Annotated in this window: 14 protein-coding genes; 9 read left to right on the forward strand and 5 right to left on the reverse strand. The window is 37.9% G+C overall.

Features of this window, described 5'->3' with window-relative positions; genetic code table 11:
• Positions 1 to 50 precede the first annotated feature (50 nt).
• Positions 51 to 614: a DUF1439 domain-containing protein gene (locus J8L70_RS03055; RefSeq protein WP_211054011.1), complete on the forward strand. Its 564-nt coding sequence runs from the start codon at positions 51 to 53 to the stop codon at positions 612 to 614.
• A 67-nt stretch (positions 615 to 681) separates the two neighbouring features.
• On the opposite strand, the gene J8L70_RS03060 is transcribed toward J8L70_RS03055, so the two are convergent.
• Entirely contained in the window at positions 682 to 1,593 is a 912-nt protein-coding gene (locus tag J8L70_RS03060) for a M14 family metallocarboxypeptidase (protein ID WP_211054012.1), read from the reverse strand.
• A gap of 53 nt (positions 1,594 to 1,646) precedes the next feature.
• Entirely contained in the window at positions 1,647 to 2,228 is a 582-nt protein-coding gene (locus J8L70_RS03065) for a hypothetical protein (RefSeq protein WP_211054013.1), read from the reverse strand.
• Between the two features lie 268 nt (positions 2,229 to 2,496).
• Between J8L70_RS03065 and J8L70_RS03070 the strand changes: the two genes are divergently transcribed.
• The 4 genes from J8L70_RS03070 (at position 2,497) to J8L70_RS03085 (ending at position 7,288) form a co-directional block, all read left to right on the forward strand.
• Positions 2,497 to 4,755, forward strand: a complete 2,259-nt coding sequence (locus J8L70_RS03070; RefSeq protein ID WP_211054014.1) for a GGDEF domain-containing phosphodiesterase — start codon at positions 2,497 to 2,499, stop codon at positions 4,753 to 4,755.
• A gap of 54 nt (positions 4,756 to 4,809) precedes the next feature.
• Positions 4,810 to 6,174: a serine hydrolase domain-containing protein gene (locus J8L70_RS03075; protein ID WP_211054015.1), complete on the forward strand. Its 1,365-nt coding sequence runs from the start codon at positions 4,810 to 4,812 to the stop codon at positions 6,172 to 6,174.
• A gap of 75 nt (positions 6,175 to 6,249) precedes the next feature.
• On the forward strand, positions 6,250 to 6,852 hold the full coding sequence (locus tag J8L70_RS03080; RefSeq protein ID WP_211054016.1) for a DJ-1/PfpI family protein: 603 nt from the start codon (positions 6,250 to 6,252) through the stop codon (positions 6,850 to 6,852).
• Between the two features lie 25 nt (positions 6,853 to 6,877).
• Entirely contained in the window at positions 6,878 to 7,288 is a 411-nt protein-coding gene (locus J8L70_RS03085) for a GFA family protein (RefSeq protein WP_211054017.1), read from the forward strand.
• A gap of 206 nt (positions 7,289 to 7,494) precedes the next feature.
• On the opposite strand, the gene J8L70_RS03090 is transcribed toward J8L70_RS03085, so the two are convergent.
• Positions 7,495 to 7,872, reverse strand: coding sequence for a DUF2750 domain-containing protein (locus tag J8L70_RS03090; protein WP_211054018.1), 378 nt, complete (start codon positions 7,870 to 7,872; stop codon positions 7,495 to 7,497).
• 236 nt (positions 7,873 to 8,108) lie between these two features.
• Between J8L70_RS03090 and J8L70_RS03095 the strand changes: the two genes are divergently transcribed.
• The 4 genes from J8L70_RS03095 to recD all read left to right on the forward strand — a co-directional run bounded on the left by J8L70_RS03095 (position 8,109) and on the right by recD (position 18,180).
• Positions 8,109 to 9,152, forward strand: a complete 1,044-nt coding sequence (locus J8L70_RS03095) for an alkene reductase (RefSeq protein ID WP_211054019.1) — start codon at positions 8,109 to 8,111, stop codon at positions 9,150 to 9,152.
• Positions 9,153 to 9,309: 157 nt separating this feature from the next.
• Entirely contained in the window at positions 9,310 to 12,633 is a 3,324-nt protein-coding gene (recC, locus tag J8L70_RS03100; protein ID WP_211054020.1) for an exodeoxyribonuclease V subunit gamma, read from the forward strand.
• Entirely contained in the window at positions 12,620 to 16,198 is a 3,579-nt protein-coding gene (recB, locus tag J8L70_RS03105) for an exodeoxyribonuclease V subunit beta (protein WP_211054021.1), read from the forward strand. Before recC ends, recB begins: the two co-directional genes overlap by 14 nt.
• Complete coding sequence (recD, locus tag J8L70_RS03110; protein ID WP_211054022.1) at positions 16,195 to 18,180, forward strand: exodeoxyribonuclease V subunit alpha; 1,986 nt, start codon at positions 16,195 to 16,197, stop codon at positions 18,178 to 18,180. Before recB ends, recD begins: the two co-directional genes overlap by 4 nt.
• Positions 18,181 to 18,253: 73 nt before the next feature.
• On the opposite strand, the gene ttcA is transcribed toward recD, so the two are convergent.
• Positions 18,254 to 19,168, reverse strand: a complete 915-nt coding sequence (gene ttcA, locus J8L70_RS03115; protein ID WP_211054023.1) for a tRNA 2-thiocytidine(32) synthetase TtcA — start codon at positions 19,166 to 19,168, stop codon at positions 18,254 to 18,256.
• Between the two features lie 88 nt (positions 19,169 to 19,256).
• A complete protein-coding gene (gene uspE / locus J8L70_RS03120; protein WP_211054024.1) occupies positions 19,257 to 20,183 on the reverse strand; it encodes a universal stress protein UspE in 927 nt (308 codons plus the stop codon).
• Between the last annotated feature and the right edge of the window lie 61 nt (positions 20,184 to 20,244).

The following is a 20,244-nucleotide window of genomic DNA, read 5'->3' on the forward strand; positions in this document are numbered from 1 at the left end:
TAAAAGGCCGCTTAAGTGCGGCTTTTTTATAATTAAAAAAACGAGATGTTATGCGAGCTTTACTACTACTAGCAACCTTATTTTTATCAGCATGTAACAGTACCACGGGTTATTCAGGGCTATCATTTTATTCCTTTAGTAACAGTGATGTAGAATCATTACTTGCAGACGAATTGCCTAAATTAAGTGAAAAGATAACGCTAATGGGATTGCCCGTTCAATTAGATATAAACGATATGAGTGTAGAAATAGGGCCTGATAACAGTGACATTGTTATTTTAGGTGCTGATACGAGTGCTCAACTTTCGGTGTTTGCACTGAATTACCCCATTAGATTACAGCTTAAAGTGCAGGGGAGTCCTTATTATGATTCTCAACAAAAAGCGGTGTTTTTACGTAATGTAAATCTATTGGATTCAAGCATTGATGCGGCAGGTTATAAAGGCAATATTTCGGCTTTAGATGATCAGGTTATGGATATAATTAATCAATTTTTGCAAATACATCCGGTTTATAAGCTAAATACCGATGACCCTAAAATAGCTTTATTAAGTAAATTACCACTTGATATGAAAGTCACCCAAGGGGCAATAAAGCTAATACCCGCTTTATAAATGCTGTTTAGCATTAATATGCCTTTAAATATAAAGGCATATTAATTTTTGCATTGGCTTTTTGGCTTTATTTTAAAATGTAATCTAATGCCCCATTTATAGCTGCCACTTGAGCCAAAATACATTGTTCACTGTTAGCTAAAGGACTATCAGGGTATACCTCTGTCGTTGTCACATACGGCGCATTACTAAAGCCCATACATAAACCCAGTTTTCTAGCATCGTAATTAATAACCCCAAATTGTTCTTGTGGGACACCAATTAACTGATTATTTTCATCACTTGGTGCAATATGAGTAACCGTTTGCACCTGTTTAATAATATTGGTTTGAAAATTTTTTTCCGGTTTCGTTGAATCAGCTACTAAATAGAAACCATCGGGTATATTCCAATTTTTATTTATTGTCCCTTCGCGAGCCGCTAACGCTGGGCGAAACTCTGTGTTATCTGTATCTGTTGTTTCGTGTAAATCAATATGAGCAATTAAATCTACATTAAGGGAGTTGATAAATGCCATAATATGCGCCGACTCTGGTGCAGGGCTGTTATCATAAAAAGAGCGGTTAGGGTCTATCGCCTCAGGGTTCCAGCGGTTAATAGTTTCGTACCCCCAAGGGCTAATGCAAGGCGCTATTATAAAATTAAATTCGCTTGAATACTTTTGCATTGTTGTTTGTGCGAAACGTAACGCACCATGCACTCCACTGGTTTCGTAACCATGCACCCCGCCAGTAATTAAAACATAAGGCTTACTGGTATCGGGTACTTTATTTTGGATCACAAAAAGAGGGTATTGATTGTCTGTGTAATTAAGCGATGCGTATTGAGAGATATGTGTAGTGGATTTTAATGTATCAAGCACACTAAGCACTTCGTCGTGATAACTACGCTTTATTGTTTGCAGTGATAACCATTGCTTTTTCTCGCTTTGAGTCCAAGGTACGCCAAATAAGCCGATAGGGTAAGAAGGGGTATTCATAAAAAACCTTGCATAAAAAGCGTAAGCTTAACTGGCGCTAATTTTAACTGCAACTAAAATGCGCTGAAGGTGTGTTCACTTTGTGCGTAAAGAGATGAATTTTGTAATTTATGTTGATCAAATAAAAACTTACGTAATGATCTTCGTCCTGATTTTATACTTATTATTTTTGCGGCTATACCTGAGGGGGTACTACGAATTGGTTGAATTAACAACCGAACAAGCTTTCTGTGAGGGAGTGTAAACGAAATAGAGTGAGGCGTATTTACAGTAAATTGACGCTGTTTAGGCTTTAATACAATACCTGTACTTGATAATGATTGAATTATAAACTCGTCATTTTCTATGTGTGTTTGAGAAAATCGCCAGCTACGCTCCACGCCTTGTTTTTCAATCACTTCAGGGGCTGCTAAAATGGGTGTAAATTGACCTAAGTGATCGACTTTTAACTCTAGAGGGAACCATAATTGATAATCGCCAAGTTCAGCTAATAACGTTAATGTTGCATTATTTAAAATACTTTTTAACGTGTTTGGCAAACTAGGTTTTACTTTCAGTGACGGCGAATTATCGCTTGTTGATTCTTTTGTTACAATATTAGCTATAAAATTTAATTCCTCATCAGTTAACATCATTAATTACTCTTCTTTAGGTTATGAAAAATCAATTGAATATCTCAGTGCTAATAAATTGTATAGGTATGTAAAGCGCCTATATACTTTAACAATATATATGCACTAAAGTCCAGCTTGTTGGTTCTAAAGGGTGTGTTGATGTTAATTTTAAGTTAAGCTTTAGGCGTTTTTAATACGCAATAAATTATTCTAATAATACAATCTATGTTATTGATTTTTTTGATGCTATATTGATAATTATGACTCTGTTATTTAATAAATATAAATAATGAATTTACTACGTAGTTACTTATTGTTAGATGATCCACCTAATACCAATAATCAAATTGCAAATTGGCGAATAAGTGCGTTACGTATCATTGTTTGCTCTGGTATGTTGTTATGTTTAGCGGTTGCGCTACATATCTTCTCAAAAGCAATGAGTCTTAATTTAATATACGCAATAGTACTCAGTGTTGGCTTCTTTATACTGATGTTTATTCTAGTCATAGCGAGTAAACGATATTATGTGGTGTGTTCGCATAGTCTGTTAGTGACTATTGTTTTAGCCAGTGTATTTATGAACTTATATTTAACCGATTTAGAGCTAGCTAAAGTCGGTTCAATGTATATGTATTCGTGTCCTATCATTGCTTTGATGTTAGTCGGGTATAAAAGTGCTTTATTTTATGCTGTGCTAAATATAATTCCTTTTTACATGATTATAAATAATATCGACTTATCATCAATAACGGATATAAACCAGCAGTTGCCAAGTGCTAGTATTTATATTACTGGATTGATTTTTTTATTTTTTAATATTTGTATCCCTCTTGCTGTTGCACGCACAATTGTAGCCGCGAAGCGTTTAAATAAAAAAACAATACAATCGAATGAATACTTAAATCAAAAGCAAATACTTTACCGTACTTTTTTTAGTCAATCTCCCAAAGCCAAAATTATTGCGGATAAAAATGGCTTAATAACAGATTGTAATGAGCAAGCTTTATTATTATTTTCAATTACCAAAGTACCTGAAAATTTAGCGACACTTTTAAATACTGACTTGCCACTGCAAACATTGCAAAGTGATCAGATCATTAAATATAAAAATCAATTCTTGCGTGTCAGCCATTATTTTTTTACTGACTCTCAATTAAGTGTTTATGATTTTTCAGATTGTACTCATGAAGAACATATTAAGCAGAACTTAACTGCAATGGAGCAAGAAAATAAGCGGCTAAGATACTGCGATAATCATACCCAGCTGCCAAATAGGGATTGGTTTGAGCTGCAATGCGAAAAATTAATTACAAAATATAGAAAGCATTTTTATGTTGTTGTAATGCAAAGTGCAAATAATGACTACTTAAACTTAACGCTTAGCCAAGAAAAAACGAAACACCTACTACGAAAAGTGTATAAACGCTTAAAAGAAACAACACAAGCCCCCATTTTATGTGCCCATATCGGTGAGGCACAAATTGCCTTTATTGTAACCTCACACTCTAAAACCGATCTTCACAATACGCATTTGCCTGCAATAAAAGCTCAATTAGATACTGATTATTTAATTTATGGCGAAAGTATCTCGCAGTTATTTTTATTGGGTTATGCCTGTTACCCAGAAAATGGTAAGTCATTAAAAGCGACACTGAACAATGCTATTGGGGCTTTAAAGCTTGCTAATGTTCACACTCATCCGATAAATCAATATGACGAACAACACTCACAAGCTTTTATTGAGAAACACGAAATTTCGATGTTATTAGATGAAGCATTAACTAACGCCGATATTGATGTCGTTTACCAACCAAAAGTAAATGCAGCCGGCAAGTGTATCGGTTTTGAAGCATTAGCTCGTTGGCAATGTAAAGTGTTAGGTGTCGTTTCACCTGGTGTATTTGTGCCTATTGCTGAAGAGTACCAAATGATAAGCCGTTTAACCGAACTTATTATTCAAAAGGTATGTGCACAAATAGCAACATGGTCTAAGCAAGGGTCGCCTGTTATGCCGGTAGCTATAAACATTTCACTTATTGATTTTAGCCAAAGTGATTTTATGTCGAAACTGGTAAAGTACTTGGCCGATTTTAATGTCAACCCATCACAAATAGAGCTAGAGTTGACCGAAACTGCTCTCGAGTCACAGCAAACCCATTCATTGGCGCTTATTAAAACGTTGCAATCGTGGGGCTTTATTATATCAGTAGATGATTTTGGGGTTGGTTATTCAAATATCTCTCGTTTAGCAGATTACCCAATTAATAAACTCAAGTTAGACCGCTCATTAATAAGCCAAGTTACTAACTCTAGTAGGCAACAAAGTTTAGTAAAAGCCATTCATGTTATGTGCGAAGCGTTAAATGTAACCTGTGTTGCAGAGGGTGTTGAAACCAAAGAGCAAGTTAAAATAATGCATCAGATGGGCTGTAAAGAGTTTCAAGGGTTCTATTTTTCTAAGCCAATAACTGTTGAGCAGTTAGATAAGCATACAGCTAAACATGGCTTATATTTCAATTCGAGAAAAAAACAACGCATGGAATAAAAAATAAGGCCAAACCTTGTGTATAAGCTTACCCGAGTAAAAGGAGTTTTAAACGTGTATAAAAATATATTATTGGCTGCGATTATAAGTGTTAGCACATGCAGCGAAGCAGCTTACAAAAATGACTTTGATACAATTTTACAATGCTATAACGACAATGACGCACCCGGTATGGTGGTTAGTTTAGAGCACTCAGGTGAGCTTATTTATAAAGGAGCTATTGGGGTAAAAAATATCGAAACTATGCGTGCGCTGACTACAGACGATATATTTCAAATTGGCTCTATTACAAAAACATTTACCGCTGTAGCAATATTAAAACTTGCTGAAGATAAAAAGCTATCGTTACACGATACGTTAGGGCAGCACCTCAAAGAGATTAATCCAGACTATAAAGATTTAACCATAGATAAACTTTTAAGTCATACCGCAGGACTCGCTGATTATTTAAACGATCCTGAAATAACTCAGGTTTATGATAACTATGCACCGATTGATCAAGTTATTCACAGCATTACTAAGCAGCCCCTCATGGCTGAGCCGGGACAAAAATATAGTTATTCAAATTTAGGGTATGTGCTACTAGGACACGTTATTGAGGTTGTCACGGGGATGTCTTATGCGCAATTTATGGCTAAATCATTTTTTAAACCATTAAAAATGGATGATACATTTGTACTCACTAAAGGGACTTCTGCTGGGGCCGTTCATGGGTATACAAGTAATCACAACGCCCCTAAAACCTACCTTAATCCAGAAAAATTAACACAAAGAGCATGGAATGTTGACCGTAGTTGGATCTATTCTGCAGGCGCTATTGCTTCTACTTTGGCTGATATGAGCCTTTGGTATAAAGCATTAAAATCTGGAAATATTATTTCGACACAGAGTTATCGATTAATGACCACCCGCGCTAAATTAAATAACAACCAACCTATTAATTATGGATATGGGGTTGATATTTACCCAATTAGTGGCCTTCACAGTGTGAGTCATCAAGGGCAGGTTCCTGGTTTTTTTGCTTGGCATGTTTATTTTCCAAATGAAGATTTAACAGCGACAGCATTAACCAATAATGATACAAAACATCCCGGGCCTGCTTTATTAGATATGATCGCAGTACAGTTAAACTTATCGCCTAAACCCGTTAACGTACAAACAGCAAAGAGGATGGCTGCTTCATTAATTGGTCGGTATAAAACCCCCGATTCGACAATATTAACGATTTCATTTGAACACAATACCCTTTATTCTCAATACGAAGGTGAAAGTAAACGCAAGCTTATCGCACGAGAAAATAATGCGTTTTCTTACGAATGTACTGAAAATTACTTTCAGCTAAGAGTGCAAAATGGCACCACCGAATTGGTTCCTGTGAAACTGTATCAAGGTGAGCAAAAACCATTGTTAAAATTGTAAAACAAGAATTATCATTTTACCGGTTTATTTCTTTATCATTGTTTTAGCGTTTATTGATCATTTAAAAGGGATATTATGAATATTGGGATCTATATCTATGATAACGCAGAGGTCTTGGATTTTTCAGGTCCTTTTGAAGTGTTCTCTACAGCATCGCGAGTATGTACGCACAACACGCCATTTAATGCATTTTTGATCAGTCAAACAGGTGATATAGTGACTGCCCGAGCAGGCTATAAAGTATTGCCTAACTATGGCTTTCATAATCATGAAAAGATTGATGTTTTACTTATCGCTGGTGGCGATCATAGTGATGAAATTAACAAACCAGAGGTTATTGACTGGATTGCATTACAATCAAGTAAGTCACGCATTGTTGCTTCGGTTTGTACCGGAGCATTTTTGTTAGCTAAAGCAAACGTTATTAAAAGCCACAAAGTAACCACTCATTGGGAAGATATTCCTGCTTTACAAACTATGTTCCCAAAGCTTGAGGTAGTAAAAGATGTACGTTGGGTTGATGAAGAAAATATTATTACCTCAGGCGGTATATCGGCAGGGATTGATATGAGTTTGCACTTGGTCAGTAAGTTATATTCAAATGATTTAGCAGAAAAAACAGCCTCAAAAATGGAGTTTGGTTGGAGAAAAAACAAGCCACACTGCTCACTGTCATAATATTTTTAAAGAGGAAAGATTGAAAATGTACCAAGGTTCATGTTTATGTGGCGTAATTAAGGTTGAATTGTTAGGGCCTATTACCAGTATTATTCATTGTCACTGCTCATTATGTAGAAAAAGTAGTGGCACCGCATATGCAACTAATGGATTTATAAATACCCATGAATTTAAGGTTATAGATCCACAAAATAAACTAACTTATTACGCATTTAAACCCGGTAAACATAGACACTTCTGCTCTGTGTGCGCTTCACCTATTTTCAGTTCAAACAGTGATAATCCATCTAAATTACGAATTCGTTTAGGTATTTTAGACTCAGAAATAACACAAAGACCGCTATCTCATAACTTTGTATCTTCTAAGGCGGATTGGGATGAATTAGATGCAGCGTTACCAAGGTTTGACAGCTTTGAACCAAGCCGAAGGGGTTAATAAATTTAAAACGGCTATGCTGTTTTATCGCTATACCGGATTAGGGTGTTGACGATAAAAAGAGCTTAATGTTTATTTATTAATACGAATTTCTTTAAAGTGAAAAAATATTTATTAAGCCACGAATGTAATGATGTTCAGTAGTGAGGGTCTTGTATTGGTGGTTAATGCTTTAAATGCCCTCCTTAAATTAGGAGGGCTCTTTTTTAAAATCTTTTTAGCTGTTTTTCAAATTCATCAGCAAACAGAATCGTCCCATCATCGTCTTCTGTCGGAAAGGCGGCAATAAGTAAGTCATCGTCTTCAAGACCAGGGGTCCAGCGACTAAACCAATCATTGATAGGAATGGCTTTAGGTGAGCAGCCTTCCCACTCGCCTGTTGCCCATGCTTGTGCGAACTCACGGGTTGGCCAAACAGGTACGCAGTCATCATCTTCGCTGGTGAGCATGACACACCCGTCGTTATCATTCAAAATCCATACTTGTTTAAACTGCTTTACGGTTTCAAATAAGTAAGTGAGTCGTTTTTTTGCGCCTAAGCCTAAAATTTGAGCGTTTTGCTCGGGTGTATTTGCAGTTGTCATGATTGGCTCGCTTTTAATACTATTAATAGTGTTTGCATAATTATATGCACAGCAGTATATCGAGTTATATGACACAGGGGTGAATAATTGGCAAAAAATTTATGACAGGCGATCGTATTATTTAATGACTAAGTATAACTTAAGATGAATAAGTTGAGCAGTCATTCAAAAATTATTCTTGAATGTTTTTAAATTGACCGCATTGTATTAATAATACTTTAAAAAAGGATAAACAAATGGCAACTGACTTACTGGCTCCCTTTAAGCTAAATAATAGCATCGAACTAAAAAATCGCGTTTTAATGGCGCCGCTGACACGGTGTATGGCTGATGATAATTTAGTGCCTACGCAAGCTATGGTTGAGTATTATGCGCGTCGTGCAGATACCGGGCTTATTATTAGTGAAGCCACGATTATTCGCCCTGATGCACAAGGTTACCCAAATACACCGGGATTATTTAGTCGTGAGCAAATACAAGGCTGGAAAAAAGTGACCGATGCAGTGCACGCCAATGGAGGAAAAATGTTTGCACAGCTTTGGCATGTCGGGCGTGTGGCCCATCCTCATTTTTTTGATGGTGATGTACTAGCCCCTTCAGCAATTGGTATTGAAGGGTCAGTACCGCGTATGCGTGAGCTGACCTATGTGACACCTAAAGCCGCTACCGTTGATGATATAACAACCCTGATAGCCGATTATGCTACTGCGGCTAAAAATGCCATAGAAGCGGGATTCGACGGGGTAGAAATTCATGGCGCAAATGGTTATTTGATTGATCAATTTTTACATTATGACGCCAATACCCGAACTGATGAATACGGACAATCGCCTGAAAATATGGCACGTTTTGCGTTGGCTGTCACCGACGCCATTATTGACGCTATTGGCAATGAGCGTACAGCGATTCGGATAACACCGGGTGCGTATTTTAATATGCAAGAAGATAGTCGTGACAAAGCGGTATTTGACTATTTACTGCCTGAGCTTGAAAAACGTCATTTGGCTTACTTACATGGTGGTATTTTTGATGACAGTATGCAGTTCGCATCACTGGCGGGCAAAACCACTTCGCAGTATTTACGCGCAGCTTATAACGGGACATTAGTGGGTGTGGGGAGTTACAGTTTTGAAAGCGCGAGAACTGCTATTAACGACAACAAATTCGACTTAATTGCTATCGGCCGTGCACTTATTGCCAACCCTGATTACATTAATAAAATTAAAAGTCATCAACCATTAATTCCCTATAACGATGATATGTTAGCTGAGCTAGTATAGCACCAAGTTATATTTATATAGTAAACAGTTAGGTAAGTGCCTAACTGTTTAAAAAACATCTAACCAATTGATTTTAATTAATCAAATCCCCTTTATTGCTACCGCTACTAATGAAAATATTTTACACTGGTTTTATCTCAAGCAAGGACCGTGGCATATGCTCAATATTATTCAATCAAACCGAATGGAAGCCCTTCAGGCGCAGTTTAATCAGCTATTAAAAGTACAGCCATTATCAAGCCCGTTTGATAAGGAAGTGGTGTTGGTGCAATCTCCCGGCATGTCACAATGGCTTAAAATAGGATTAAGTGAAAGCTTAGGCGTAGCAGCACAAGTAGATTTTCCTCTGCCGTCGAGTTTTATTTGGCAGTTATATCAACAACTGTTGCCAGATGTCCCTAAAGAGTCGGCTTTTAATAAAGCTAATTTGGCGTGGAAGCTGTTTGCCATTTTGCCCACGTGCATTGATGAGCCATTATATTTACCTTTAAAAACTTATTTAGAGGGCGATATTGATGGGCAAAAAACGTTTGCCTTATGTGAAAAAATAGCCGATGTGTATGATCAATATTTAATGTATCGTCCACATTGGATAGCGACATGGGATAGTGGTAAAGATACCTTAGCAGATGTTGATATTAACATAGCGCCATGGCAAAGCGATTTATGGCGAAAAATAGTCGCCTATAGTAAATCACTCGGCCAAAGTCAGTTTCATCGTGCCAATATGCAAGGGAAATTATTGGCAGCACTTGAGAATATGGATAGCAATTTACTCCCCAAACGGATTTGTTTATTTGGTATTTCGGCAATCGCCAGCTCGCAACTGGAGGTGTTTAAAGCATTAAGTGAAAAAACCGCTGTGTTTTTATTCTTTTTTAACCCCAGTGAGCACTATTGGGGGGATATTATTGATGAAAAAACGGCTGCAAAAATAACGGCTAAATATGCAAAAATGCCCCTTGTAGAAGCCCATAACAAACAAACGACACACCCAGATGACGATTACTACTTTATTGGTAATCCTCTGTTATCGTCATGGGGGAAATTAGGACGTGATTATTTTGAACAATTAGTGCAATTAGATGCACGTTGGATAGACGGTTTTATTAACGATTTTGATACTTGTTTATTGTCGCAAATACAAAGCGAAATTTATCAACTCGCCTTTAAAGGTAAATCGCTAACCACAGATAAGCAATGGTTTATAAACGATAAAGGTAAGCTTCCTGTTAGTGCCACCGATAGCAGTATTGTTTTATCTGATTGTCATACTCCATTACGTGAGGTTGAGCGTTTACACGATTATTTACTTAACTTATTTGCACAAAATCCTGGGCTCACACCGAAAGATATTATTGTAATGATGCCCGATGTAGGCACATACAGTCCATATATTGAGTCGGTTTTTGGTGGGGCGCAAGGGAAGCGCTTTATTCCTTATGCCTTGGCCGATTTGGCAATAGAACAAGAAAAACCGGTGTTAAGCTCGTTTGCTAGTTTAGCTAATTTACCGTTTTCACGCTTTGGTGTGTCGGATATTTTAGACTTATTGCAAGTGACACAAATTGCTGAAAAATTTTCGGTACAAGCCCACGAATACGAGCAGATCCAATATTGGTTAGAGCGTGTTGGTGTGAAGTGGGGGATTAACGCGGAACACAAAAGCAGTTTTGATTTACCAGCCATTGATTTAAATACCTGGCAGCATGGTCTTAATCGTTTGGTTTTAGGGGTTGCTATGCGCGATGAGCAATGCCCATTTAATGGTATTTACAGTGCGGATGAAGTCGAAGGAATGGCGCTTGATACACTCAATAAATTAGTTCACTTTATTGATGTATTACAAACATTTAAAGAGCGATTGAGTGATAATGACACGCTTGAAAATAAAGCGAATATTTTAATCGATTTACTCAATGCAATGTATAACAACGAAGGTGAAGAGAGCTGGGATTTACTGGTATTACACCATGTTATTGATGAGCTTAAAAAGCATTATGAAAATGGCGATTATGATGCACGGGTATCGCAACGCATTGTTAGTTATTTAATAAAACAAGGGATTCAAGAAAAAGGCGTAGGGCAGCGGTTTTTAGTTGGCAAAGTTAATTTTTGTACACTTATGCCTATGCGTGCTGTCCCTTTTAAAGTGGTATGTATGCTAGGGCTCAACGATGCTGATTATCCGCGTACAGTACAGCCTATCGGTTTTGATTTAGTTCCCTATTCGACAAAGCAAAAAGGCGATAGGTCACGAAAGCTCGATGATCGATACTTGTTTTTAGAAGCGCTACTTAGTGCACGAGAAAATTTATATATTAGTTACATCGGTCGGTCGTGTTTTGATAACCAACCACGCATGCCCTCTACCTTAGTGAGTGAGCTGTTAGAATATATTGGCCGTAGTTTTGTGCTCGATAATATTATGGGCCCTACGCAGCCCAACACCCACATTGCGACCTTACCAAGTTGTTTGGTCTCTAAATCGCATTTACAACCCTTTAATTGCGAAAACTATCAAAGCGTTAAGCAAAAAATACCGGTATTAAGTCATCATAGCTATAATCCAATTTGGTTGCCAAGTGATGTCATTATACCTGAACCGATCAGTGCAATTGATATACCAGCCCCGACAGAGCTTGAAATAGCGGTATTTATTAGAAGTGTATGCCATGCCCACGAAAGTTTTTATCAGCAAACGTTAGGATTGCGCTTACCCCAATTTAATGAAATAGAAAAAGACGAAGAACCTTTTAGTTTAGATGCATTAAGGCGCTATTTTTACCTAGACGAAATCCTCGAATCGACTATTAACGAGCAAGAAGTTAGTCGTGAACAAATGCTACAACGTGGCGAATTGCCACAAGCTCATGTTGGCGATTTGGTGTTTGAAAGCATGCAACATAGAGTTGATGCGTTAGCTGGGCAGGTTAAAGAGCATATACAAGTGGGCAAAAATGAGCCGATAGAGGTCAAACTCTCTATTAATAATATGAAGCTACAAGGTTGGCTTAACCATATTTACATTAATCAACAAGTGTTTTATCGAAGTGCAAGTATAAAAGCTAAAGACTTAATTAAAGGGTTTATTCACCATTTAATTGCACAGAGTTTAGATCTTAATGTAACCACGGTGCTATTAGGCCTGGATAAAAAAGTAACGTTTGCACCCATAGCGAAAAGCCAAGCCGATAGTCTGTTAATAGATTGGCTTAATTTATACAGTGCACTCATCAAGTCGCCTGTGGCGTTTTTTCCTGCCAGTGGCTACGAGTATGTTAAAAGTAATAATGATATGTCAAAAGCGATGAATAAATTTAGTCCCCAGTATATTGGTCGTGGTGAAGGGGAGGACCCCTATATTAAATTAACGGTGCAGTCGCTGTCGCAATGCCAAGATGAATTTATAGCCTTAAGCGAAAAACTATTGGCTCCGTTACACGAACACGCGAAGGAGAGCCGTTATGCAAGCGCTTGATCCACTAACGATGCCACTGATCGGAAAAAGCTTAATTGAAGCCAGTGCCGGTACAGGAAAAACCTACACGATTACGGGGTTATACCTTCGCTATTTGCTAGGAATGCAATTACCCGGCGATGATCATAGCAATATAAATAAAGCATTAACTGTAGAGCAAATTCTGGTTGTAACTTTTACTGAAGCTGCCACCGAAGAGATAAAAGAGCGTGTGCGAAGCCGTATCATTGCTGCCCGCGATGCATTACTTGGTCAAGCAATTAACGATGAACTCATTGAAGGTATCATTGCCCGAATTACCGATAAACACCGTGCATTTGATCTACTCGATGCCGCTGCAAAATCGATGGACGAAGCGGCTATTTTTACGATACATGGTTTTTGTCAACGTATGTTAAAACAGCATGCATTTGAGTCGGGGGTGGCGTTTAATTTAGCTTTTATCTTAGAAGAGCGAGATATTTTACTCGATACCTTAAAGGATTTTTGGCGCAGTTTTGTTTATCCCCTCGATAAAAATAAAACGGATGCCGTTTTATCGGCATTTTCGGCGCCCGAATCATTATTTGCACAAGTCAGTAGTATTTTAAATAAAGGCAACGCCGAAATTACACCACAAGTAGAGTTGGCCGACGTATTTAAGGCGCGTGAAGAATATTTAAGTTTAATTACTGATTTTAAAAAGGCGGTTATCGATCAAGGATTTATTGCAGCTGTATTGAAATCAGGATTAAGTGGATCAAAAACGCCCGGACGAAAAGGGAGCTTGGCTGCATTAGAAAGTTTTTGTCATAGTGGTGATGTATTTTTTAAATTTGGTACTAAAAACTATTCGTTTGCGGTGTGGAGTACAGAGAGTTTATCTGATTTAACTAATTATAAAAAAAACCAATCGCTGTTTAGCCACCCGCTACTAAAAATGTTTGATAAGTTAGCTGCTTTAAGCGAAGCCATAGATGATGGCTTAAAGATTGCGATAGTACAGCATGCTGCACGCTGGGTTAAAAAGCATGTAAAACTGCGTAAGCAAGAGCAAAGTGTAATCACTCCCGATGATTTACTTACAAATTTACATGCCGCCTTACAAAGTGAACAAGGAGATACATTAGCCACTAAAATAGCGCAGTTATTTCCAGTGGCGATGATTGATGAATTTCAAGATACCGACCCGATCCAATATGGTATTTTTAGCCATATTTATGGCCAAGAAGATACTACATTGGCGATGATTGGCGATCCTAAGCAAGCTATATATGGCTTTAGAGGCGCAGATATATTTACTTATATTGGCGCAAAAGAAGCGGTAGATAAAAATAAACAATTCACACTGGGTACTAACTTTCGCTCCAGTAGTGATGTCGTTAACAGTGTAAATAATATTTTTAATAAACATACTAATAGCTTTATTTATAATGATGCAATCCCGTTTAATAAAGTCGCTGCTAAGGGTAAAAAAGCCAGCGAGGCCTTCTTTATTAATGGCAAAGCTGCCACCGCTTTCGAGTTTAACGTATTTGTTGATGAAGCCGCTGACGAGTTAGGCAAACCAACCAGCAAAAGCCATGGACAAACACAACTGGCTAATTATTTTGCCAATAAAATAGTGTCTTTACTCACACAAGCGAAGCAGGGGCACGCCTGTATTGGTGATAAAGCCGTATGCGCCGCCGATATTTGTATTTTAGTACGAGATAGGGTCGAAGCGCAGTTAATGAAAACGGCACTAAATAAAGCGAATGTAGCCAGTGTTTATTTATCGCGAGAGAGTGTGTTTAACCAAGCATTGAGCCATCATTTGCTTAATTTTTTAACGGCTTTGCATGGTCAATACAACGAAGCTTTATTACGAGGTGTGTTGGCCGGTCCGTTGTTTTGTTTAAGCTACAATGATATTTACGCACTAAACAGCGACGAAAATGCGTGGCAGGCTCATTTAACCTTCTTTGCTCAGCTTCATGATATGTGGCATAGCAAAGGCGCAATGGCAATGCTGGAGCGTTTACTTAGCCACAATGAACTCAGCGCAAAATGGCAGGGATTAGGGTATAACGTTGAACGTTGGTTAACCGACTTTAGGCATTTAGGTGAAATATTACAACAAAAGCAGATTGAGCTTGAAGGGACATTACGCTTATTACGTTGGTTTGCTCAGCAAGTTAGCCAGCAAGAAGGTGAAACAGTACAAGTTAGACTTGAAAGTGATGCGAACTTAGTCAAAATTGTCACTATGCATGCCTCTAAAGGCCTTGAATATCCTTTAGTATTTATGCCATTTGCAAGTGGCTTTAGAGAAGCTAAAGAAGCGCTTTATCATGATGATACAAGGTTAATATTTGATTTAAGTAAAAGCGAAAGTGCATTACAACAAGCTGAAGAAGAACGCTTAGCCGAAGACTTACGGTTATTATATGTAGCTTTAACGCGGGCAGTACACTTTTGTTCACTGGGGGTTTATAACATAGGGTTAGGACAAAGTAAGCATTTAGCCATTCAAAAAAGTGCATTAGGCCATGTTTTATTTAGTGATTTAGCGTTAACCAGTAGTCAAATATGGCGAACTCATTTAGCCGAATTTTGCCAACAAAATCACGCAATGCAATATAACGAGTTTACGGCACAAACGTTGTTAGATGAAGGGGTGTTATTGCTTACAAGTGATGATGATGTAACGCTAGATTTAAATGTTAAATCGCTAAACGTTGCAATAGAGCGTCATTGGCGAGCAACCAGTTTTAGTGCATTAACGTTTAACAAACACAGTGAGCAACTTGCGCCTGGGCGCAGTGACGAGGATCACGATAAAGACGAGTTTGCTGAACTACAAGTAGAAATCCCTAGCCCATATAGTTTTCCAAAAGGCGCAAAACCAGGTAGCTGTTTACACGAAATTTTTGAGCAAATTGACTTTACCAGTCCCATTACTCACCCGACTAATCCACAGCACAATTTATCTGAAGTGATTAAAAATACCTTAGAAAAATATAATATCAATGAAACCTGGCAAGACATAACAGAGCAGTGGGTTTTAGATGTATTGGCGTGCCCTTTAGATAGCAATACCGATTTAAGTTTAAGTAAATTAGCACCACAAGAATGTTTGGTTGAAATGGAATTTAATTTGCCATTAACTAAATTGACCGCTCCAGCTTTAAATGAGGTGTTAATTAAACATTTTGGTTTTACACAAAGTAAGCTTGATTTTAGCAATGTGAAAGGTTTGCTGAAGGGTTTTATTGATTTAATTTTTTGTTACCAAGGTAAGTATTACATCTTAGATTATAAATCTAATTACTTAGGAAATACGCCTTTAGATTATCAACACGATTTGTTAGAGCAAGCGATGACGAGCCATCAATACCATTTACAGTATTTAATATATACAGTGGCGTTGCATAGGCTATTAAAGCAAAGGATAAGCGATTACACGATAGAAACGCATTTAGGCGGTGTGTATTACACATTTTTACGCGGTATGCCCGCAGGACAAGGTGTGTATTTTAAAAAATTAACCACAGAACAAGTATTAATTTTAGATAGCTTATTTACTCAAGGAACAATGCTATGAATGAGTCGTCAATTGTCACACATAGTAGTGAATTATCTAACACTGAGGTTGCTTGCAACCAAGGCCCGGTGCTTAGTTTAGAGCAATATTTATTAAGTGAAAATATTATCCGTGTTGTGGATATTAAACTTGCTGAATTACTATGCGACAGCTCAGAGCAAAAAACTGAATTATTTTACATTATATTATTGCTTAGTATTTCGCAGCAAAGTCAGCACAGCTGCTTAACACTAGATGACATTAATTGGCAAAATCCGTTTAATTTACGTTTTACGAGCGATGCACAAATGAGTACACCTACACCGGATATAATCAGCCCCTTTAAAGACACGTTTACCACAGAGTTAGCAATTAATTATTTAAACCAACAAACGTGTGTCGGGGATGATAAACCCTTACAATTATTTGCAAGACGATTATATTTCTCTCGATTAGGGACTTATGAGCAAACAATTGCGGCACGTTTAATTAGTATGAGCGATCGCAAGGTAAATATTGATACCTCCTTGTTAACTAAGTTGTTAAATACGTACTTTCCAAATAAAGACGAGACTAATAACTCCGATATAGATTGGCAAAAAGTGGCGTGTGCAATTGCTGCGACTAAAGGGTTTAGTGTAATAACCGGAGGCCCTGGAACAGGTAAAACGACCACGGTGACAAAGCTATTAGCTATTTTGCAATCGCTATATCAACAGGTGCCGCTAAATATCAAGCTGGTGGCGCCTACTGGTAAAGCGGCTGCTCGTTTAAGTGAATCTATACTTGGGGCAAAGGGCAAACTCAAAGAGACCGCTGAAGAGATTAAAGCACTTATTCCCGAAACGGCACAAACGATTCACCGATTGTTGGGGGTAAAACCATTTACTAATAAGTTTAGGCATAACAGTACAAACCCACTGCATGTTGATGTGTTGATTATCGATGAAGCGTCTATGGTTGATTTATCGCTGATGGCTAAATTAATTGAAGCATTACCTGCCCATGCACGATTAATATTACTGGGTGATAAAGATCAACTCACTTCGGTTGATACCGGAAGTGTAATGAGCGATTTGTGCCAAGGATTAGTAATGGGGAAATCGCCTAATTATTCAAGCTCACGCTGTGAAGAACTAAATGAATTATGTTTTTCAGGGCGAAAATTAATAGCGCACAACGAACACAGTTGTTTTAAGCTTGCCGATTGTATTGCATTTTTACAGCATAGTTATCGTTTTGATAATGATAGTGGCATAGGTAAACTCGCCCGTGCTGTTAATAATAACGATCAAGGTATGTTGCGTTATGTTGAGCAAGAAGTGAAAAATAAAACGTTTAACGATGTGATCTTTGATTACGACTTTGTAGCTACTCCAATTGAAAAGCTGGTTAATAAAGCTGCGCAGCACTATTCACACTATTTAAAGTTAATTCATCAAGGAGCCAGTGCGTTACAAGTGCACGCCGCATTTTCAGATTATCAATTACTTGCAGCTGTACGCGAAGGTGATTATGGGGTTAACAGTTTAAATAGCCGGATTGAACGTACACTGCAACAACAAGGTTTAATTAGCTTTAGTGGCGATCAGCGCCATTATACAGGTATGCCTATTATGGTGAGCCAAAATGATTATCAATTAAAACTGTTTAATGGCGATATTGGTATTTTAATGCCTGATGAAATGGGACAATTAAAAGCCCTGTTTATTGATGAGAAAGGCAGTGTGCGCGCATTCTCTCCGGCTCGGTTACCCGCCCACGATAAAGTGTTCGTGATGACCATTCATAAATCACAAGGCTCAGAATTTAGCTACACAGCAATGATATTGCCGCCATATAAACAAGCAAACATAGGGGTTAATAGGCAATTAGTGTATACAGGGATCACGCGCGCAAAAAATACATTTGAGCTGGTGGCGGATAAAAAAGTGTTGCAGCTAGCCATGGCTAAAAGCGTATCAAGAGCTTCGGGGCTTTATGAAAGGTTAATACTAAACTGAGCAATTATACGATTTAAAATGACTCAACTTACATAACAAAACAGGGTTTGCTAATAGCAAACCCTGCTTATTTTTAACTTAAGTTTATTGTTACAACATCGTTGTTGAGTGTTGACTCATCGGGTGTATTGACAGGTTGTTTAGGTATATCAGGTTTATCTAAAGCAATATCCCCTCCATCGACAACGTCACCGGTTTGTAAGTTTTCAAAATCAAACAAGTTTGTATCGGCTAAATGCGAAGGGACTACATTTTGCATCGCCGTAAATATACTTTCAATTCGCCCAGGATGGTCTTTGTTCCATTGGGCTAACATATTTTTTGTATGTTTACGTTGTAGGTTCTCCTGCGAACCACATAAATTACACGGAATAATAGGATAGCCTTGACTAAAAGCATATGTAGTAATGTCGGCTTCTTTACAATAAGCAAGAGGACGAATAACCATATGTTCGCCGTTATCACTCATTAGTTTTGCTGGCATGCTTTTTAATTTTCCGCCATAAAACATATTTAAAAAGAGTGTTTCGATCATATCGTCACGGTGGTGGCCTAATGCAATTTTAGTGGCACCTAATTCTTTTGCTGTACGGTATAAAATGCCTCGACGTAAACGCGAACAAAGTGAACAGGTTGTTTTACCTTCAGGAATAATATCGGTGACAATACTGTAGGTGTCTTCTTCTACAATTTTATATTCGATGTTTTGTTGATCAAGATACTCTGGCAACACATGCTCAGGAAACCCAGGTTGTTTTTGATCAAGATTAACCACAAATAATTCAAAATTAATAGGGGCTACACGTTTTAGGTGTTTGAGCATATCAAGCATTGTGTAGCTATCTTTGCCTCCAGATAAGCACACCATAATACGATCGCCTTCTTCAATCATATTGAAGTCCATAACCGCTTGACCGGTTAGGCGACGTAGGCGTTTTTCTAGCTTATTAAAGTTGTATTGAGCTTTTGCTTGGGCTGAATTAGACACAGCGCCCCCTTATATAACAATGCGGCAAAATTATCGGTAAAATAAAGGGGCGTATTATAAGCTTAAATTGGCGTGTAGCAAAATCAATTTATGATTTTGCTAACGGACTGATATAACCATCGGGTTTTAATGCTAAAACATCGCAATCTAAACTATCGATTACATGCTCAGCAGTGTTACCGACTAATGCGGCGCTTAAACCAGTACGTCCGACGGTCCCTATAACAACCAGCTCACTGTTTAAGCGTTTGGCTACATGAGGTAAAACATCTTCGGGTAAGCCTTCTTCTATATAACATTGATGAGGGCCTAAATTAAACTCATGTGCGAGTTTATGGGTCGAGGCGATATGATGATTTTTAACTGATTCATTGTAATCACAAGGGTTAAATTCGGGGATTTCAATTGCAATATTAATAGGCGTGGCTGGGTACGCATTAACAAGGTTTAAGTTTGCGCCCGCTAAATCAGCCAAAAACAGAGCATCTTTAATTATCCGCTTATTTAGGTCTCGATGTTGCTGGTTTTCACTAACGGCATTAACCGAGGCTAAAATATTTCCATTTTCTGGCCAAGACATTTCTTTTACAAATAACACTGGAGTGGGGCATTTTCTAACTAAGTGCCAGTCTGTGGGAGTAAATATAACCGATTTTAAGGTGTCGTGCTGATGTGTGCTTTTTATAACTAAATCAAACTGTTGCTCTATCACTGTGGTTATAATTGCTTCGAATGGGCGGTTTTGCCAAAGCACTTGAGTGGTGATATTGAGTTGGCTATATGGGGAAATTAAATCTTCTAGCCAGAGTTCGCGATCTTTAATGACAGCATTTCGCATTGCTTCTCGTTCATCTGAGGAGAGCATGGTGGTCATTTCGTAAGAAAAATCGTAAACAGTCATAAAGGCGGTGATTGCAGCGCCTGTTTTTTTTGCAAGTTCTATTGAGCGAGATAAACCATGTTGATCATCTTTAGTGGGATCAATAACCACTAATATATTTTTTATCGTGTTCATGTGCTACTCCATCTACTTAACTGATGCACTTTGAGTGTAACGCAAATTCAGTTTAGTTAAA

Origin of the sequence: Pseudoalteromonas sp. MMG010 (assembly GCF_018100905.1) — a bacterium.
Lineage (GTDB): Bacteria > Pseudomonadota > Gammaproteobacteria > Enterobacterales > Alteromonadaceae > Pseudoalteromonas.

Coding starts and splice junctions, on each gene's coding strand:
- J8L70_RS03055 (WP_211054011.1), top strand. CDS start 51: ATGCGAGCTTTACTACTACTAGCAACCTTATTTTTATCAGCATGTAAC.
- J8L70_RS03060 (WP_211054012.1), bottom strand. CDS start 1,593: ATGAATACCCCTTCTTACCCTATCGGCTTATTTGGCGTACCTTGGACT.
- J8L70_RS03065 (WP_211054013.1), bottom strand. CDS start 2,228: ATGATGTTAACTGATGAGGAATTAAATTTTATAGCTAATATTGTAACA.
- J8L70_RS03070 (WP_211054014.1), top strand. CDS start 2,497: ATGAATTTACTACGTAGTTACTTATTGTTAGATGATCCACCTAATACC.
- J8L70_RS03080 (WP_211054016.1), top strand. CDS start 6,250: ATGAATATTGGGATCTATATCTATGATAACGCAGAGGTCTTGGATTTT.
- J8L70_RS03085 (WP_211054017.1), top strand. CDS start 6,878: ATGTACCAAGGTTCATGTTTATGTGGCGTAATTAAGGTTGAATTGTTA.
- J8L70_RS03090 (WP_211054018.1), bottom strand. CDS start 7,872: ATGACAACTGCAAATACACCCGAGCAAAACGCTCAAATTTTAGGCTTA.
- J8L70_RS03095 (WP_211054019.1), top strand. CDS start 8,109: ATGGCAACTGACTTACTGGCTCCCTTTAAGCTAAATAATAGCATCGAA.
- recC (WP_211054020.1), top strand. CDS start 9,310: ATGCTCAATATTATTCAATCAAACCGAATGGAAGCCCTTCAGGCGCAG.
- recB (WP_211054021.1), top strand. CDS start 12,620: ATGCAAGCGCTTGATCCACTAACGATGCCACTGATCGGAAAAAGCTTA.
- recD (WP_211054022.1), top strand. CDS start 16,195: ATGAATGAGTCGTCAATTGTCACACATAGTAGTGAATTATCTAACACT.
- uspE (WP_211054024.1), bottom strand. CDS start 20,183: ATGAACACGATAAAAAATATATTAGTGGTTATTGATCCCACTAAAGAT.